We start from the raw sequence: 18,678 nt of genomic DNA, 5'->3' as shown, positions 1-18,678 counted from the left end.
GGCCCATCTGCCACTCCTTGAGGGCTGGGGCATGAAAGGGAGGCGCCGGGAATGACCAGAGTGGCCTTGGTATCGGGTGGCACGCGCGGGATCGGCGCTGCGATTTCCATCGCATTGCAGGCGGCCGGTTACAGGGTGGCCGCCAATTATGCCGGCAATGTCGAGCGGGCGACGGCCTTTCATGACAAGACCGGCATACCGGTGTTTCGCTGGGATGTGCGCGATTACGAGGCCTGCGTGGCGGGCATTGCGCAGGTCGAGGCACTGCTGGGACCGGTGGAGGTGCTGGTCAACAATGCCGGCATTACCCGCGATGCCATGTTCCACAAGACGACGCCCGACATGTGGAACGCGGTGATCGCCACCAACCTGACCGGCCTTTTCAACATGACGCATCCGGTGTGGCCCGGCATGCGGCAGCGCAATTTCGGACGAGTGATCAGTATTTCCTCGATCAACGGCCAGCGCGGACAGGCGGGACAGGTGAATTATTCCGCCGCCAAGGCCGGTGATCTCGGCTTTACCAAGGCGCTGGCGCAGGAAGGTGCAAGCCGCAATATCACCGTCAATGCCATCTGCCCCGGTTACATCGGTACGGAAATGGTGATGGCGATACCACCGGATGTGCTTGCGGAAAAAATCATTCCGCAGATCCCGATCGGCCGGCTGGGCACGCCGGAAGAGATCGCCCGCTGCGTGGTGTTTCTGGCGTCGGACGATTCCGGTTTCATCACCGGTTCAACCTTCAGCGCCAATGGCGGGCAGTTTTTCGCCTGACTGGACATCGACGCAAAAGAAAACCGGCGCGGAGATTTATCATCTCCACGCCGGCTTTCAGGACGTTCAAGCCGTCAGATTAGCGGCAACGAGCTTCGTAGGTGCGGCCATAACGGTCACGATAGATGCAGTAGCCCTGACGCTTCTGCGACTCGCCGATCGCGGCACCAACCAGACCACCGGCAACTGCGCCGACGGCTGCACCACCCCAGCTGTTGGTGACCGCGCCACCGATCAGAGCGCCGGAACCGGCGCCGATGGCGGTGCCCTTTTCCGTCGAGGTGCAGGATGCGAGAGCGCCGACCATGGCAGCGACGAGCACAATCTTTTTCATAACGACTTCCTTCCCTAAAACGCGGGGTCCCCCGCCTGTTAAATCCTGCCCATCAGAAGCAGGATGATCAAGATCAGAACAACCAGGCCCAGACCACCAGACGGACCATAACCCCAGTTGCGGCTATGACCCCAGTTCGGCAGAGCGCCGATCAGGAGCAGGATAAGGACGACGAGCAAGACTGTACCGAGCATTTCACTTCTCCAACACGAATTGGTTAGCTTCGTGACCGCGACAACGTGGCGACTGTCATTTTTGTTCCATCCACAACGAATCAGTTGTTACGAATGCTGCCGGCTGTCGTATCCTGGCGAAAACAGTACCTTGACTGGTCATGATCGGCATATGCGCTATCTGCCGACGTTCAGCACCGATACAGGTTCCCTGAGCTAGAAAAAGCATGAAATATCATCAGAGGATGACGCATTGAGCCTGCTGCAGATCTATTGGAGAGCACTGAAATATCTTGGAGCCAACAAGCTCAAGGTGACGATGGTGGTGATTGCCAACGTCGTTCTGGCGGCCGTGGCCATCATCGAGCCGATCCTGTTCGGCCGGATTTTCGATGCGATCTCCTCCAACAGTTCAGTGACCCCGATCCTTCTGGCATGGGCGGGCTTTGGCCTGTTCAACACCATCGCCTATGTGCTCGTGTCGCGCGAGGCCGACCGGCTGGCGCATGGCCGCCGCGCCACACTTCTGACGGAAGCATTCGGCCGCATCATTTCCATGCCGCTGTCCTGGCACCACAAGCGCGGCACATCCAATGCCCTGCACACGCTTCTGCGCGCAGCCGAAACCCTGTTCGGCCTGTGGCTGGAATTCATGCGCACGCATCTGGCCACCGCCGTTGCCATTCTGCTGCTGATCCCGACCGCCGTTTCGATGGACTGGCGTCTCAGCCTCGTGCTTTTTGCGCTCAGCATCGTCTACTGGTTCATCGGCCGCATGGTGATGAAGCGGACCAAGGAGGGGCAGGCCTCCGTGGAAAGCCATTACCACAACGTCTTTTCCCACGTCAGCGATTCGATCAGCAACGTTTCGGTCGTGCATAGCTATAACCGCATCGAGCAGGAAACGCGGGCGCTGCGCGACTACACCAAGAACCTGCTGGCCGCCCAGTATCCGGTTCTCGACTGGTGGGCACTGGCCGGCGCTCTGAACCGCACCGCCTCGACCGTTTCGATGGGTATCATCCTCGTTATCGGCACGATGCTGGTGCAGCGTGGCGAACTCAAGATCGGCGACGTCATCGCCTTTATCGGTTTCGCCAACCTGCTGATCGGCCGCCTGGACCTGCTGCGCCAGTTCGCCACGCAGATTTTCGAAGCACGCGCCAAGCTGGACGACTTTTTCGTGCTCGAGGATTCCGTCGAGGAACGTGAAGAGCCGGCCGGTCTCGCCGAATTGGCCGCGGTACGTGGCAAGGTGGAATTCCGCAATGTCAACTTTGCCTTCGGCGGCACCTCGCAGGGCGTGCATGACGTTTCCTTCGTTGCCAATGCCGGCGAGACCGTTGCGATTGTCGGGCCGACCGGTGCCGGCAAGACGACGCTGGTGAACCTCCTGCAACGCGTCTACGAGCCGGATACGGGAAAAATCTTTGTCGACGGCACGGATATCTCGACCGTGACCCGCAAATCGCTGCGCAACTCGATCGCCACGGTTTTCCAGGATGCCGGACTGCTCAATCGTTCGATCAGCGAAAACATCCGCCTGGGCCGCGATGGCGCGACGGAAGAAGAAGTGCTGGCGGCCGCCGAAGCCGCCGCTGCCGCCGATTTCATCCAGACCCGCCTCACCGGTTTCGACACCTCCGTCGGCGAGCGCGGCAACCGGCTTTCCGGCGGCGAACGCCAGCGCATCGCCATTGCCCGCGCCATCCTCAAGAACGCGCCGATCCTTGTGCTCGACGAAGCGACCAGCGCGCTCGACGTGGAAACCGAGGCAAGGGTGAAGGTGGCGATCGACCGGCTGCGTGAAAACCGCACCACCTTCATCATCGCCCACCGTCTTTCGACCGTGCGCGACGCCGACAAGGTGATTTTCCTCGAACAGGGCCGTATCGCCGAAATGGGCACGTTCGACGAACTCAGCGACAAGGGCGGACGTTTTGCCTCGCTGCTGAAGACAAGCGGGCTTTTGACGGACGACACCAAGACTGCAGCAGAGTGAGATTTGCCTGAGCCGAGATTGCAATGCCCGTCCTTTGTGGCGGGCATTTTTGTGTGCGGGAGCTTTCGCTGGCCGGAACTGTGACAAGGCAGAGTCCTCCCTTGGCGATCTCGGTTTTTCAATTTTTGCCCGGCGCCATTGTCTGGCATTGGTCCGGGTTATGCGGCCGGGGCACGTCCTGTGCCTCCTAATTTAATTTTATAATGGCGCACGACGTGCCCCGTTTCGGCGGTTTTTGCCCGCGACTTCGGTTCCTCTGCGAAAGCCGTGCCCGTGATTGCTCACGAACCGGCGATCATGTGTGCCGCACAGGCACGCCCGGCGCGCTTCTTTCGGGCTTCAGAGGCATTGCGAGGTTTGACGCTCCCAACACCTCCCCCGTGTCGCCGGAGGAGAACCAGTTTCCGCGAACCCTGAGGATGGAGACTTACGTCTTTTCTCCAACACCAGCGCCGGCTCCAACTCGCCGGGACGCCTCCCGGTGTATCCACGATGGAACGGGAGAATTGTAGGCATGGGTTTTGGGAAGGTGGACGAAGTCGAGCGTAACTATTTTACAAACGATTGATTTGGCTTGGAGATATTTTCAGGAAGAACGGATCTCCGCTAAAAATTGTTCTGTTTGCGCCGCGAGTGTCGTTAATGGCGCAGGGTGTTTGGGCGTGGCGGTTACCCCTCACAAAGCGCGTTCAGCGCTCGGCTGCGCCTCTCGCAGACTTGCTATCCTCTCCCGCAAGGGGAGAGGTAGGCGTCGAGGGTGCCGCAGCGTTATCTCTCCCCTTGTGGGAGAAGACCCCGTCAGATCACACCGCTCCTCGTTTATTCACCCAGCAACCAACAAAAAACCCGCCCTCCAACCGGAGAGCGGGTTCTGATCACATCAGCAGAACCAGAGGATCACTCCTCTGTCTTCTTGCGTGCCCTTGGCTTGGCTGCCGGCTTTTCTGTTGCCGACTTTTCGGGGGCAGGCGTTTCAGCCTTGGGCTTGGCAACCCGCGCAGGCTTTGCAACGGCAACCTTCACCGGTTTTTCCACCACGGGTGCGGCGGCAATCGCAACCGGCGTGACCGAAGCCGCACCGCCGAGAACAGCACCGCCCGCAGCATCGAGTGCGGCATCATTGACGGTGACGGCAAGCGCACCACCGGCACCCCGTCTGGCGGCAACATTGAACGTGCCTTCCGGCAGCGTCAGGTCGAGCTCAAAACCATCCCATTCGGCCGGGATGACCGGATTGACCTGAAGGCGACCGCCCTCCCGCTTGATGCCCAGAATGCCTTCGATGGCGGCGCGGTAGAGCCAGCCTGCCGAACCGGTATACCAGGTCCAGCCGCCACGGCCCGTCAGTTCGCCGACGCCATAGACGTCCGCCGCAATGACATAAGGCTCGACGCGGTACTGTTCGGCCGCATCTGGTGTCAGCGCGTGGTTGACCGGGTTGAGGATCTGGAAGGCTTTCCAGGCATCCTCATTGCGGCCCTGCGCTGCCAGCGCCAGCACCACCCAGATGGCCGCGTGGGTGTACTGGCCACCGTTTTCGCGAACGCCCGGCGGATAGGATTTGATGTAACCCGGATCCTGCGGCGTGTTGGCAAAGGCCGGCGTGAACAGACGGATGATGCCGGCCTGTTCGTCGATCAGCTTTTCGATGACCGCATCCATGCCTTGGCTTGCACGTTCCGGATCGCCCTCGCCCGACAGCACGCTCCAGGACTGACCGAGACTGTCGATGCTGCATTCAAGGTTTTCCGACGAACCGAGCGGACTACCATCGTCGAAATAACCGCGACGATAATAGGCACCGTCCCAGCCGGCCGTTTCCAGCGCCTGCTTCAGCGAAACGAGATGCGTCGTCCAGCGTTTTGCACGCGCCTTGTCACCCCGCTCTTCAGCGATCGGAGTGAAACTGCGCAGCGCGCTGGCGAGGAACCAGCCGAGCCAGACACTGGTCCCCTTGCCACCGGAGCCGACGCGGTTCATGCCATCGTTCCAGTCACCACCAAGGATCAGCGGCAGGCCGTTGGAGCCGGTGCGCTCAATGGCGAGATCGAGCGCGATGGCCGCGTGTTCGTAGAGACTGGCCGTGTCCTCCGAGGTGCCCGGCTGGAAGAAAGCATCATGCTGTCCATCGGCCAATGCCTGACCGGTGAGGAAAGGCAGTTCCTCGTCGAGCAGGGTCTTGTCGCCGGTGGCGACGATATACTGGTTGGCGGCGTAAGCGAGCCAGACCACGTCATCGGCAATATTGGTGCGCACGCCGGCGCCGGTGGCCGGAAGCCACCAATGCTGCACGTCGCCTTCCCTGAACTGGCGCGAGGCGGCATTGATGATCTGGCGGCGCGCCAAGGCCGGCTCGTGAATGAGGAAAGCCAGCGTATCCTGCAACTGGTCGCGGAAGCCGTAAGCGCCGCTCGACTGGTAGAAGGCCGAACGCGCCATGATCCGGCATCCCAGCGCCTGATAGGGCAGCCAGTGATTGACCATGTTGTTCAACGCCTTGTCCGGCGTCGAGATTTTCAGGCGGCCGGTGAACTCCTGCCAGAAGCCACGAGTGGCGGCGAGAATGCCGGCAAAGCTTTCCGAGCGGATGCCGGACGCATAGGCCTGCGCTTCCTCACGGGTGGCGGCATCGCCGAGCGCGTAGGTGATGGTCCTTTCTTCACCCGGCGCGATTTCGACATCCCATGCGAGAGCCGCACACGGATCGCCATCGAGTTCCATGGCGCTGCTGAGCGCCGCACCGGCAACAACGGCCGAAGGCAGAGCCACCGAACCATGACGACCGACAAATTCGCGGCGGCTGGTGGTGAAACCGGACGGCTGTTCGCTGGAGACGAAGAAGGCCGTGCGCTGGAAATCGTTGCTGAACCGGTTGGTGGCAAAGATCGCGCCGCTTTCCTCGTCACGACCCGACAGGATGAACGGTGCGGTGCGCTTAGGGTTCTGGCCCAGCACCCATTCAACATAACCGTAGACACGCAGACGACGGGTTTCCGAACCGCTATTGCGGATCTTCATCGATGACAGTTTGATCGGACGCGTGCGGTCTACCGTCTGGGTGAGTTCGAGCTTCAGGCTTTCGTCATCGGCGGAAAACACCGAGTAACCGAGGCCGTGGCGGGTTTCGAACTTCGTGGCCGGGCGGCGTGACAGGGCCGCGAACGGCGTGTGCATCATGCCGCTATCGAGGTCGGTGAGGTAAAAACCTTCGCCCGGGCGGTTGACGACCATGTCATTGGTCCATGACGTCAGCTGATAGTCACGCGAGTTCTGGCTCCAGGTGTAACCGGCGCCTTCCGCCGAAACGTGGAAACCAAAATTCTCGTTGGAGATGACGTTGATCCACGGCTGCGGCGTCGAGCCACCGCCGTTGATACGCGTGACATATTCCGAACCGTCCTTGGAAAAACCGCCAAAACCGTTCCAGAAGTCGAGATCGGCAGGCGCTTCGCCACCGACGGGTGCGGCAAAGTTTTCGGCAGACAACAGTGCCTGGCGATTGACCTCCACAGATGCCGGCGCAAGGGCGGCAGCACGGGTGACCTGATCGATGATCTTGCCGTTGCGGGCATGAAGGACGACGCGGGAGGCAGCGATGAGAGCCGCCCATGTCTCTTCGTCCATCAGGTCGCGGCGCAGCGAGAAGACGTGTTCGCGGGCACCTTCGGTCTGGCCGAGCTTGCGGATGTTTTCGCTGAGCTGGTCGATCGCGTGCTGCATGTCCTGCGCGTAGGAGGCAGGCTTTTCGTTGACGATGACAAGATCGAGCGTGACACCACGGGAGCGCAGATATTCCTGGGCGGAAAATGCTTCCTTGGCGACATCCATGTCCATTTCGTCATTGATGCGCAGCGTCAGGATCGGATAGTCGCCCGAGATCGACTGTGCCCACAGCATGGACTGACGGCCAAGGCCGGTTTCCAGCGTGGCGGCATCGGCGCGCAGGTTCATGTCCGGATAGACAAGGTAACGGCCGATCTGCTGGAAGGCTGCGGCCTGCTGCGAGTTGATGCCGATATGGCGCATCTGCACCTGAACGCGGGTCCAGGCCTGCGTCAGTTCGTGACCGAAGGCATCGGCGTGGCGATAGCGTTCGATGGCGACATCGAGTTCTTCGCGGATCGGGGCGGCGATAGTCCAGAAGATCACCGTCGCCTTCTTGCCGGCAGGAACGCGCACGACGCGGCGCAGCGACATGATCGGATCGAGCGTGAAACCGTCTGTGCCAGAAAGCGTCGCATCCTGATCGAAGGCGGCGGCTTCCGACAGCGAGCGGCCACGGCCAAGGAAACGGCGGCGATCGGTTTCGAATTCGGTCGGGCGCGACGAACCGGCATTGTCGGCGGCAAGATGCGCCACCCACATGGAGGCATCGCCCGAGGTGCGCTTGTTGCGCGTCGCGCGGATGACGTCGCCACGACGGCCGATCTCGGTCTTCACGAACATGCGCGAAAACACCGGATGGGCGCTGTCGTCATTGTCGTGAGCGATGACCGGTTCGAGGTAGGACGTGACCTCGATATAACGGTCTTCGGTGCCGGTATTGAGCAGCGTCAGGCGGCGGCCTTCGGCATCGTGCTCGGTGGCGACAATGCATTCAACGGTGCTGGTCAGCGTGCCGACCGTCTTGTGGAATTCGGCCTTTTCGTCTCCGAAGACGGCCTTTGTTTCCTCGCCTTCGATACGGCGCGGTTCCGCCGTCGTCGACCACCACTGATTGGTGGCGGTGTCACGCAGGAAGATGAACTGGCCCCAGCGATCCTCGGTCGGATCCGGCTTCCAGCGGGAAACGGACAGGCCGTTCCAGGTGGCGTAACCGGTGCCGGTGGAGGTGAGCATGGTCGAATAATGACCGTTGGAGAGGAACACCAGCTGGCGATCCTGAGCGGCCGGATCGTTGATGGTGCGGATTTCCGAGCGCAACAGTTCGCCCTGGCCGCTGCCGGGGGTTTCCTCGTGCTTGGCGCTCATGACAGGCACTTCGCGCGGCGCCTTTTCCTGCAGCAGAAGCTCAGCGGCTTCGATCACCGGATCGGCGTGGAAGAGCTCACGCAGGCGACCGTTGAAGACGACGTTGGCAATCGCCGCAATCGACATGCCATGGTGGTGGGCATAATAGTTGTAGACCACCGCACAACGCTTGCCTTCCGGCACGCGGGTCGGAGTGAAGTCGACGGCATCGTGGAAACCGTATTTGCCGAGCGCGCCGACGGCCTTAAGCTTTTCAAGGTTTTCCAGTGCCGCATGCGGGGCATACTGGCTGGCGAGGATCGAGGCATAAGGTGCGATGACGGCGTTCTGGCCAAGACCACGCTTGAGACCAAGCGAAGGCACGCCAAAATTGGTGTACTGGTAGTTCAGCTGATGGTCGCGGGCGTTGAAGGCCGCTTCCGAAATGCCCCACGGAATACCCAGACGGCGGCCGTGGTTCATCTGTTCGAGAACGATCAGATTGTTGGTCTGGTTGAGAATGCCACCCTGACGCTCCTGCATGACCAGAGGCGGCATCAGGTATTCGAACATCGAACCCGACCAGGAGATCAGTGCGCCGCGCGAACCGATCGGCACGACCTGACGGCCGAGGCGATACCAGTGTTCGGTCGGCAGGTCGCCCTTGGCGATGGCGAACAGGCTGGTGAGGCGGCATTCCGATGCCAGAAGGTCGTAGCAGGCCTCGTCGAGTTCATTTTCCTCGTGACGATAACCGATCGACAGGAGGCGACGGTCCTTGTTGTAGAGGAAGGTGAAATCCATCGCGAAGGCAAGCGAGCGCGCCTTGTCACGCAGCACGGCCAGACGCTTGCGCATCAGTTCCAGCGTCGAATGATCGAAGGTGGTATCGGCGATATGGGCTTCGCAGGCGGCGACCAGATAGTCGGTCCAGTTGACCAATTCGACCGACTGCGCAGATCCGACCTCGTGATCGAGATTGACGGCGAGCTTCTGGATGTCACGCGCCAGAACCGAGAGGTTGATGATGCGGATGGAGGCGAATTCGTGTTCGCGTTTGACGGCGGCAAGCGCATTGGCAAAACCGGCGATACGCTCTTCCAGACGGCGGCGCAACGGACGCACGGTCTTGCGATCGTCCGGCAGGGCCTTCAGGTTTTCGCTCAGGATTCCGGCGACATCGCCGATACCATCGAGATTGCCCTGAAGATGCGCGGACGGTGCTTCCGCCCATTCGCGGCAGGCCGAGGAAATGGCGATCAGGTGACCGGCAAGGTTGCCGCTGTCGACCGTCGAAACGTAACGGGCGCCGAGCGTCTTCAGCGTATCGGTGTAATACCAGTTGAACAGGTGGCCGCGATACTTGTCCATCTTCTCGACGGTCGCCAGCGTGTTTTCGATACGCTCGACGGTCTCGGAAAAACTGATCCAGCCGAAATGGCGGGCGGACACGGTGGAGAGGAGATAAACGCCGATATTGGTGGGCGAGGTGCGCGCCGCAATGATCGGTTCAGGGCGCTCCTGGAAATTGTCCGGCGGCAGGAAATGCTGCTCCTGCGTGACGAAGGTCTCGTAATAACGCCAGGTGCGGCGCGAGACCTTGCGCAGCTCGACCGCCACCGGCTCGGGAACGAAGAGCTGATCTTCGGTTTCGGCCGACTGGCTGACATACCATGCGACGAGCGGCGACAGAACCCAGAGGATGACGAAAGGCAGACCGATGAGGAAGGCATTGTCTTCCGGAAGGGCCGCGAGGAACAGGGCCAGCAGCGCCACGACCGGGGCGTGCCACATCTGCCGATAATAATCGGCCGGGCTACCCTGGGCAGAACCCTGAATGGAGGCAGCCGTGCGCCATTCCAGCATCATCTTACGGCTGACGAACAGGCGATAGAGCGAACGCACTATGGCATCCGTCATCATGCAGGCGGAGTCGGCAATAAAGACGATCCGCAGCGCGACCTGCGCATTGGCGTCGCGCACATCGGTCCATAGCGAGTGGAAATGCGCGCGCGGCACGATATCGGTCGAGCCCGGCACGATGCCGCGGATGAGCGACAGAGTAGGTGCCACGAACAGCATGAAGATCAGGAGGATTTGCCAGATCAGCGCGCCGAGCGGCGACATGAAATACCAACCGAGGACGGAGGCGAAGAACCAGGCGATCGGGGTGAGCGAACGACGCAGGTTGTCGATCATCTTCCAGCGGCCGAGCGCGGTGACGCCGCGCATCGGATCCATGATGTAAGGCAGAAGCTGCCAGTCGCCTCGCGCCCAGCGATGCTGGCGCGAAACTTCGACCTCGTAACGGGTCGGGAAATCCTCGACCAGCTCGACATCGGTCACAAGGGCGCAGCGCGTGAACGAGCCTTCGAGAAGGTCGTGGCTGAGAACGGTGTTTTCCTCGATACGGCCACGCAGCGCGTGTTCGAAGGCATCGACGTGGTAAAGGCCCTTGCCGGTGAAGGAACCTTCGCCGGTGAGATCCTGATAGACGTCGGAAACGGTGAAGACGTAAGGATCGACACCGCGGCTGGCGGAATAGATGCGCTGGAAGACCGAGGCATCCTTGCCAGTGGTCAAAGATGGGGTGACGCGCGGCTGCAGCAGGCCGTAACCCCGCACGACACGGCCGGTGCGCGGATCGTGAACCGGACGGTTCATCGGGTGATGCGCCTTGCCGACCAGCTTTGTGACGGCATCGCGCATCAAGCGCGTATCGGCATCGAGCGTCATGACGTACTGGACGTTTTCCGGCACGGTATTGGCGCCGGCCATATAGGTGGTGTCCTTGTCGCCGCGCAGCAGCATGTTGAGTTCATGCAGCTTGCCGCGCTTGCGCTCCCAGCCCATCCACGCGCCTTCCGAAGGATTGTAGAGGCGGCGGCGGTGCAGCAGGAAGAAACGCGTGCCGCCGTCATAGGCATAACGGGCGGCAAGATTGGCGACCTCGCGCTTGGCGTATTCGAGAACCTCGTGATCGGCCTCGGTCTCTTCGACCTGGGCGTCACGCCAGTCGCTCAACAGCGCGAAATAGACTTCGCCGCGCGGGTTGGCGAGGTAATGGACTTCCAGATTGCGGACGAGTTCATCGACCGTATCGCGGTTGTTGATGAGGCACGGCACGACGACGAGCGTGCGGGCTTCTTCCGGCACACCGGCCTTGAATTCGTAACCGACCAGACGCGCCGGCTTCACCACATAGGTGACCAACGTGTTGAAGAGGCCGGTTGCACCTTCCGATGCGGGCAGCGCGAACATGAGAAGGAAAAGCAGGATGACCGGCCAGGACATGCCGGCGCTGCCAAGAAAATAACCGACAATGCCGAGAACCAGCGCGGTCAAGAGCAGGATCGGGCCGGCCACGGAGAGCCAGCGCATGCCCTGAACCCTGGTAAGGAAAGACGCCCAAGGGCCGCGCTTGTAACCGATCGCCTTTTCGAGTTCCTGCTGGTAAAGGCCGACAAGGAAGGCGCCGACATTGGCCTTGTGCGGATCGGCCTCCGGTGTGTTGGCAGCGTCCTCGGCCAGCTGGATGGCCGCCTTGGCGACATCGATTTCCGACTTCTTGGTGCGGCGGGCAAGCTTTTCGACGCGGTTTCGGTAGGAGTTGCGCGAACCGAAATCGAGAACCTGGTAATCGCTCTGCTCACGAAAGACCTGGTCGACGAGGCAGACTTCCTCGAACCAGACGCTCCATTCGGTATCGTCGATCTCACGCAGGCTCTTGATGATATTGCCCATCGTGACATTGCCGGACGACAGGCGGTTATGTTCCGCCATCATCACGTCTTCGGCGTCGGTGCCGGCGCGGCGCATGCGCTCTTCCAGCCATTCGAGCGCAACATTCTGGCTCTGCGGCGCATTGCGCAGACGGTAGAGAAACTGGGTGTTGAACGTGTTGTCGTCGGTGAGCGGCTCGAGACGCTTCAAAAGTTCGGCGCTAGCGGCCGGATCGTTGAGGCGGATGACCTCGTCGGCGGCCTCATTGGCCTTGAGGCGCATGCTGCGCGAGCGGGCGACACGCACCGCGATACGGCGGGCATTTTCCACCAGCACGAAACGCAGGAAGGACGGAAGCGCCCAAAGTTCGCCGATCTGCAGCGGCTGATGGACCTGGAAACCTTCGGTGATCGCCGTCAGTTTTTCGCGCGATACCGTGCTGTGGGTGTGGCCGACATAAAGCCATGCCATGACCAGCACGCGCGGCAACTCCATGCCGCCGACCTTCATCGTCGGCAGCTGCGCATAAAATTTCTTCGGGAAGTCGCGGCGCACTTCCTGAATGGCTTCCTCGACGATGTAGTGGTTGTCGATCAGCCATTCTGCGGCCGGCGTGATCGTCGCGCCGGCATCCACATCCTTCGCCGTGGTGCGGTAGACCTTCAGAATTTCCGCTTCGTTTTCGCGATGACGCTCGCGGAAGGAGAACTCCATCAGGCCGGGCAGCGTCTGCGTTCCGTCGCGCGCCAGCGTTTCCCCGCATTCGCGCAGCTCCTCTATCGTCAGATAGGTAGAGCGGATCGCCTCGTTATGGTCGATCTGTCTTGTGTCGGTTTCGCGAGGGGCGGTCGGCGTATTATGAAAGGACATGTCTCGGCTTCTGAAAGAGGAATGTCGTCGTAGGGATGGCGCTCTGCCGGATCAAACGGGCCCGGCGGCCCCACCTTTTATTTTGCTTCAGACATCATCCGAACACCGTCCGAACGAAGCTTGCGGGCACAGAGGAGATAGGGGGCAAGAGCGATATGGCAAATCGAAAGACAGCAACGGCCCACATGTTCCTCCAGGATAATAAGGATTGACCGGTCTAGAGCCGCCGGCCTGAATGAAACCTGAACGTAATCAGCCGCTTGGAACACCTATTGTGAAGCTTTCATGACCGACGGAAGGCAAGCTGCCCTTGTCGGGATGGCAAATCCCGTTTCGACATCCCGAAAAGCAGAAAATACTGGAATGGAACAGATGGGAGAACTGTTAGCCTGACGAAAAAACACCTTCCGTGCATGGCGCGGAAGGTGTTTTTCTTCAAACCGATGATGGCTTTGCCGCTACGGGAAAAGCCCGAGCGTGACGCCGCAGACAAAGGCGAACGCGGCCGTGACAAGCACGGCATGCAGGGCGAACTGCCATTTGCCGGAACGTCCAGAAAGATGCCGGGGCGCATGTGTATCGAGATGCCGCATGTTATCCTCCAGCCGTAAAATGCTCATGATCGAGCAGACACCATCCTACCTTAACTCTACCAGTTCGATAGAGATAAACTTGCGCGTACCCCGGCCTGCCTTAGAAAATCCTTTTTCGTCTGAGCCGGATTTCGAACTTTCCAAGAGGATTTTGCTACGGCCTCACAGTGTGTAAAAAAACTGTAAAAATCGGAGAGGTGGGAAAATGAGCGCGGATATCGATGCGATCGTGATCGGGGCAGGCGTGATCGGACTGGCGACGGCGCGTGAACTGGCGATGACGGGCCTCTCCGTAATCCTTCTGGAAAGCACGGACGCGATCGGGACCGGGATATCCTCGCGCAACAGCGAGGTCATTCATGCTGGGCTCTATTATCCGCAAGGCAGCCTGAAGGCGAAATTCTGCGTCGAAGGACGACATCAACTCTACGATTATTGCAAAAGCCATGGCGTGGCGCATCGGCGCTGCGGCAAGCTGATCGTGGCAACGACCGACGACGAAACTGGTGTCATCGAGGGGTTGCGAACCAAGGGCGAGGCCAATGGCTGTGACGACCTGACGATGATTTCCGGCACAGAGGCGCGACGGCTGGAACCTTCGCTTTCCTGCGTGGCGGCACTGGTTTCACCGTCCACCGGAATCATCGACAGCCATGGTTACATGTTGGCGCTGCGCGGCGATGCGGAAGATCATGGTGCGGCGATCGCGCTTCTGTCACCGTTCGAGCGGGCGGAGGTGACGGGCGGCGGATTTACCGTTTTTGTCGGCGGGGCGGAGCCGATGTCGCTGACCTGCCGGATGCTGGTCAATGCCGGTGGTCTGCACGCGTCACAGATCGCCCGGCGGATCCACGGGCTTTCGCCCGATCTCGTGCCGGAAACCCGTTACGCCAAGGGCAATTATTTCATGCTGACCGGTCGCGCGCCGTTTTCCCGGCTGATCTACCCCGCGCCGCATGCGCATGGGCTGGGCGTGCATCTGACGCTCGACATGGGCGGACAGGCCCGGTTTGGGCCGGATGTGGAATGGGTGAAAAATATCGACTACGCGGTCGACCCGCACCGCTCGGACGGGTTTGCCGAAGCCGTACGGCGTTACTGGCCTGACATGCCGGACAATGCGCTGGTTCCGGGTTATTCGGGGATCAGACCAAAGATCGGCGATCCAGGTGCACCGGCCGCGGATTTCCGCATCGACGGGCCGGAAGTGCATGGCATTGCGGGACTGGTCAACCTGTTCGGGATCGAAAGCCCCGGCCTGACATCGTCCTTGGCGATAGCCTCAGAGATACGCTCACGCCTCGGCGACGGATGAGAGCGAAGACGCCCTCTTCTGGCGCACCACGGCCTTGATCGGCAAATGATCCGAGGCGATGCGGGCAAGCGCGCTGTCATGCACATGCACGCGGTCGATCAGGCCGGCACGGTTGCTCATGATACGGTCAAGAGCCAGAACCGGCAGACGCGACGGGAAGCTGGGAACCGCCTTCGGCGTGCCGCCAAAAACGCTCGACAATCCGTGCAGGGACGAACGATCGCCAAGGCGCCATTCGTTGAGATCACCAAGCAGCACGGTCGGCTGGTCGGAGCGCGCGCCCATGATTTCCAGGATCATCTTTGTCTGCTGATGGCGGGAGCGATGCAACAGGCCGAGATGAGCGGCGATGACACGCAATGTCGCGCCATTGTTGAATTCGATTTCGGTGACGAGGCAGCCGCGTGGTTCAAGCCCCGGTAATTTCACCTGATGTACGTCGCGCACCAGACCTTCGCGGAACAGAACGACATTGCCATGCCAGCCATGCGCACGCGCCACGCCCGACACAGGCACCGGCGTCAGCCCGGTCTCGCGTTCCAGCCAGTGCAGGTCGAGAAGACCGCGGCGTTCGCCAAAACGTGTATCGGCCTCCTGCAAAGCCATCACATCCGCACCGATCTCGCGGATGACGTGGCTGGTGCGCTCGGGATCAAAACGACCATCGACACCGACACATTTGTGGACATTGTAGGAAGCGACCAGCATGCCTTCGGCGGGATCATGCGGATGCGGGCCGGCATCGCGTTTCTTGCGATTGCGAATGGAGGCGATAATGCTCGCCGGGAGCGTGTCACGCTTGCTGCGCATGGGTTTGGTCATCGCTGGCAATCCTTTGACTGATAAAATACCCTAGCCGCCCGAGCGTTCCATTTTCGTTAAATGCCGGCTTGGTTAACGGCCGGGTTAGTCAAAGATAAGGCGAACCGAGCCAGAGAATTCTTTCCAGCAGACGCACGACGAAAGGCCGATTACGCAGGCCCTCCAGCGTGACGGCGGAGGCGGTCTCGATCGTCCGGTCGATGCGTTTTTCCAGATCCTCGGCAAAATTGCGATCCAGCACTTCGAGATCGACCTCGAAATTCAGCCGCAGCGAGCGCGGGTCGAGATTGGACGAGCCGACATAGGCCCAGCAACCATCGATCGCCATCAGCTTGGAATGGTTGAAGGGGCCGGTGGCGCGCCAGATGCGGCAGTAGTTTTTCAGGATCTGGTCGAACTGGGCGGTCATGGCGCGATCGACCAGCGTCAGGTTGTTGGCATCCGGCACGACGATATCGACCGTGACACCACGGCGGGCGGCGGTGATGAGCGCAGTGATAAGTTCGCGATCTGGCAGGAAATAGGGTGAGACGATGCGGATCGATTTGCGCGCGATCGAAAACGCGCCCATCAGCATCTTGTGATTGGTTTCGTTGCTGCGGTCCGGGCCCGAGCCGACGGCACGCAGCAGAACCGGTTCGCCCGGCTGTTTTTGCGGCTCGGTGATCTGCCAGGCATCACCATCCAGCACCTCGCCGGATTCGAACTGCCAGTCTTCCGAAGCGATCGCAAAGAGATCGGTCACCACAGGACCGGTGACGCGGAAATGCGTGTCGAAGGCGCATTTGTCGCCGGATATTTCTGCAGAAAAACCCTCGCGGATATTCATGCCGCCGGTGAAGGCGAGCGCGCCATCGACGATGATGATCTTTCGGTGGGTGCGCAGATTGGCATAGGGCAGACGCAGACCCATGATGACATTGCCGTTGAACACTTCCACCCGGACGCCGCCATCACGCAGCATGCCCAGAATGCTCGGCACCGAATAACGGGCACCGACGGCATCGATCAGCACCCGCACCTCGACACCGCGCCGGACAGCCTGGATCAATGCTTCAGCGAAACGCGTGCCTATACGGTCGCGGTCGAAAATGTAGGTTTCGAGGAGAATGCTGCGTTTTGCTGAAGTGATGGCAGCAAGCATTTCGCCATAGGCCCTGTCGCCGGTATCGAAGACATCGATCGTGTTGCCGGTCGTAAACGCGTGACGCGCAACACGGTCACCCAGCGTCTTCATGGCAAGAAAGCGGTGGCCAAAATTGGTCGCCACTGTTTCCGAGGCCACGTCGTAGGCCTCAAGATGTGCAAATGCGCCATACTGGACGCGCGACCGCTGGAAACCGAGAACATTGCGGCGGATGCGGTTGACGCCGGCGATCAGGTAAAGCAGCGCGCCGATGAAGGGCGACAGGATGATGACGCCGACCCAGCCGATGGCGGAGCGGACTTCCTCCTTGGTCATCGTCGCATGGATGGCCGCCGGCACGCCCATCACGATCGACAGGACAAGGAAGATATGCGGCCAATAGGCGTAAAAGGTTTCAAGCATGCCGGCCAATATAGGCGCGGCATTGAGGCGTGCAATGCGGGCCGCATGACATCGTCACGCGGCCCGATCACAACAGAGTTTTTCGGTCTATCAGCTTACTTCGAAGCCATCGCGGCAACCGGCGGCTCGGCACCTTCCGGGATCGGGCTGGTATAGACGATGCCTTTCTGGCGGCGTTTGAGGTCCGCCCATGCGGCCTCGCGCAGCTGTTCGCTCTGGAGCGCGGCAAGACCGGTAGCGGCCATCACCTTGGCGGTGGTCACCATGCCCTTGTGGGCCAGCGGGCTTTTACCCTGTGACACGACCTGCCATGTGTGCAGCTGTGTGCCGATGGCAAGCGTTGGGCCATAGGCCTGAACCGTCGGCACGACCCAGCTGACATCACCGACATCGGTAGAGCCGCCCATCTGCTTCAGGCGGGTATGAGCGGGCAGAACAAAATCGGCGAGCGGAATATCGCGCTCGTCGAGTTCTTCCTGACGCCAGCTGGCGGCGATATCCTCCGGCGACAGTGTGGCGCGGATTTTTTCAGCAAAGGCGATGTCCCTGGCATCGAAGTCAGGCGTGCCGACGCTGTCCCAGATATCCTGCATCACATCCATCAGCGGCGTGTTGACCATCAGGTTCGAAACGCCGGCGAGAATGGTGCTTTCCATGGTGGTTTCGGTCATCAGGGCGGCACCCTGTGCCACCTTCTTGACGCGCTCGATCAGCGACAGCAGGCCCGGAAGATCCGGCGCGCGCACCACATAACGAACCTTGGCATAGGCCTGAACGACATTGGGCGAGATGCCGCCGGTATCGAGCACGGCGTAGTGGATACGGCAATCCTGCTGCATGTGTTCGCGCAGATAATTGACGCCGACATTCATCAGTTCGACGGCATCGAGCGCCGAACGACCGAGTTCCGGAACGGCAGACGCGTGCGCGGCGCGGCCGTGGAAGACAAAATCGATACGGCAATTGGCCAGAGAGGTTTCGCGCTGCACGCCGGCAAAATTGCTGGGGTGCCAGCTGATGGCGATATCGACATCCTCGAAAGCACCGGAGCGCACCATGAAGGCCTTGGCCGCACCACCCTCTTCGGCCGGGCAACCGTAATAGCGCACGCGACCGGGCGTGCCCGTCGCTTCCAGCCAATCCTTCAGCGCGGTGGCGGCGAGCATGGAGGCGGAGCCGAGCAGGTTATGGCCGCAACCATGACCGTTGGCACCGGCGACCAGCGGCTCGTGCGAAATTTCTCCGGCCTTCTGGCTGAGGCCGGCCAACGCATCGAACTCACCGAGGAAAGCGATGACCGGGCCGCCCTCACCCGCTTCGCCGATCAGTGCCGTCGGAATGCCGGCGACATTGTCGGTGATGGCAAAACCCTGCGCCTCCAGCATTTCACGATGTGCGGCGGCCGACAGCGTTTCCATGTAGCAGGTTTCAGGCGTCTCCCAGACACGGTCGGCGAGCTCGGTAAAAATCTCCTTCTTCTTCTCGATCGTGTCGAAGACCTGAGGGAGATTGCTGCTGCTCGTCATGGGATGTCACCTGCGATGGAAATAATAAGGGAGCCAAACCGTAA

9 protein-coding genes and 1 pseudogene are annotated in these 18,678 nt (G+C 60.7%); 3 read left to right on the top strand and 7 right to left on the bottom strand.

Features of this window, described 5'->3' with window-relative positions; translation table 11 throughout:
- Nucleotides 1-51: 51 nt before the first annotated feature.
- On the top strand, nt 52-777 hold the full coding sequence (gene phbB / locus J2T09_RS10415; RefSeq protein WP_306834009.1) for an acetoacetyl-CoA reductase: 726 nt from the start codon (nt 52-54) through the stop codon (nt 775-777).
- Nucleotides 778-856: 79 nt separating this feature from the next.
- Here the strand turns inward: phbB and J2T09_RS10410 are convergent, their stop codons facing one another.
- Together J2T09_RS10410 and J2T09_RS10405 are read right to left on the bottom strand one after the other, a co-directional pair.
- Nucleotides 857-1,111, bottom strand: a complete 255-nt coding sequence (locus J2T09_RS10410) for a YMGG-like glycine zipper-containing protein (protein ID WP_132277485.1) — start codon at nt 1,109-1,111, stop codon at nt 857-859.
- 38 nt (nt 1,112-1,149) lie between these two features.
- Entirely contained in the window at nt 1,150-1,305 is a 156-nt protein-coding gene (locus J2T09_RS10405) for a DUF3309 family protein (protein ID WP_306834004.1), read from the bottom strand.
- Between the two features lie 232 nt (nt 1,306-1,537).
- On the opposite strand from J2T09_RS10405, the gene J2T09_RS10400 reads away from it, so the two are divergent.
- Complete coding sequence (locus tag J2T09_RS10400) at nt 1,538-3,286, top strand: glucan ABC transporter ATP-binding protein/ permease (protein ID WP_306834003.1); 1,749 nt, start codon at nt 1,538-1,540, stop codon at nt 3,284-3,286.
- Between the two features lie 1,080 nt (nt 3,287-4,366).
- On the opposite strand, the pseudogene J2T09_RS10395 reads toward J2T09_RS10400, so the two are convergent.
- Nucleotides 4,367-12,829 (bottom strand): annotated as a pseudogene (locus tag J2T09_RS10395) (GH36-type glycosyl hydrolase domain-containing protein); the annotation flags it as partial.
- Nucleotides 12,830-13,287: 458 nt separating this feature from the next.
- A complete protein-coding gene (locus J2T09_RS10390; protein ID WP_306834001.1) occupies nt 13,288-13,422 on the bottom strand; it encodes a hypothetical protein in 135 nt (44 codons plus the stop codon).
- Between the two features lie 205 nt (nt 13,423-13,627).
- Here J2T09_RS10390 and J2T09_RS10385 point away from each other — a divergent pair, with 205 nt between their 5' ends.
- Nucleotides 13,628-14,737, top strand: coding sequence for an NAD(P)/FAD-dependent oxidoreductase (locus J2T09_RS10385; RefSeq protein WP_306833999.1), 1,110 nt, complete (start codon nt 13,628-13,630; stop codon nt 14,735-14,737).
- On the opposite strand, the gene J2T09_RS10380 is transcribed toward J2T09_RS10385, so the two are convergent.
- The 3 genes from J2T09_RS10380 to J2T09_RS10370 form a co-directional block, all read right to left on the bottom strand.
- Nucleotides 14,717-15,559 carry an endonuclease/exonuclease/phosphatase family protein gene (locus J2T09_RS10380; RefSeq protein ID WP_306833997.1) on the bottom strand — a complete coding sequence of 281 codons (843 nt, stop codon included), beginning with the start codon at nt 15,557-15,559 and terminating at the stop codon, nt 14,717-14,719. The two genes, J2T09_RS10385 and J2T09_RS10380, sit on opposite strands and share 21 nt — an antisense overlap.
- 88 nt (nt 15,560-15,647) lie before the next feature.
- Nucleotides 15,648-17,108, bottom strand: a complete 1,461-nt coding sequence (gene cls / locus J2T09_RS10375; protein WP_306833995.1) for a cardiolipin synthase — start codon at nt 17,106-17,108, stop codon at nt 15,648-15,650.
- A 95-nt stretch (nt 17,109-17,203) separates the two neighbouring features.
- The gene (locus J2T09_RS10370) at nt 17,204-18,634 is read right to left on the bottom strand and encodes a M20 family metallopeptidase (protein WP_306833993.1); all 1,431 of its coding nucleotides are present in this window, start codon (nt 18,632-18,634) and stop codon (nt 17,204-17,206) included.
- Nucleotides 18,635-18,678: the final 44 nt, after the last annotated feature.

This window comes from Neorhizobium huautlense (genome assembly GCF_030811685.1).
Lineage (GTDB): Bacteria > Pseudomonadota > Alphaproteobacteria > Rhizobiales > Rhizobiaceae > Neorhizobium > Neorhizobium huautlense_A.
The sequence above is the reverse complement of the archived record's forward strand: the minus strand, read 5'-3'. Positions and strand labels throughout refer to the sequence as shown.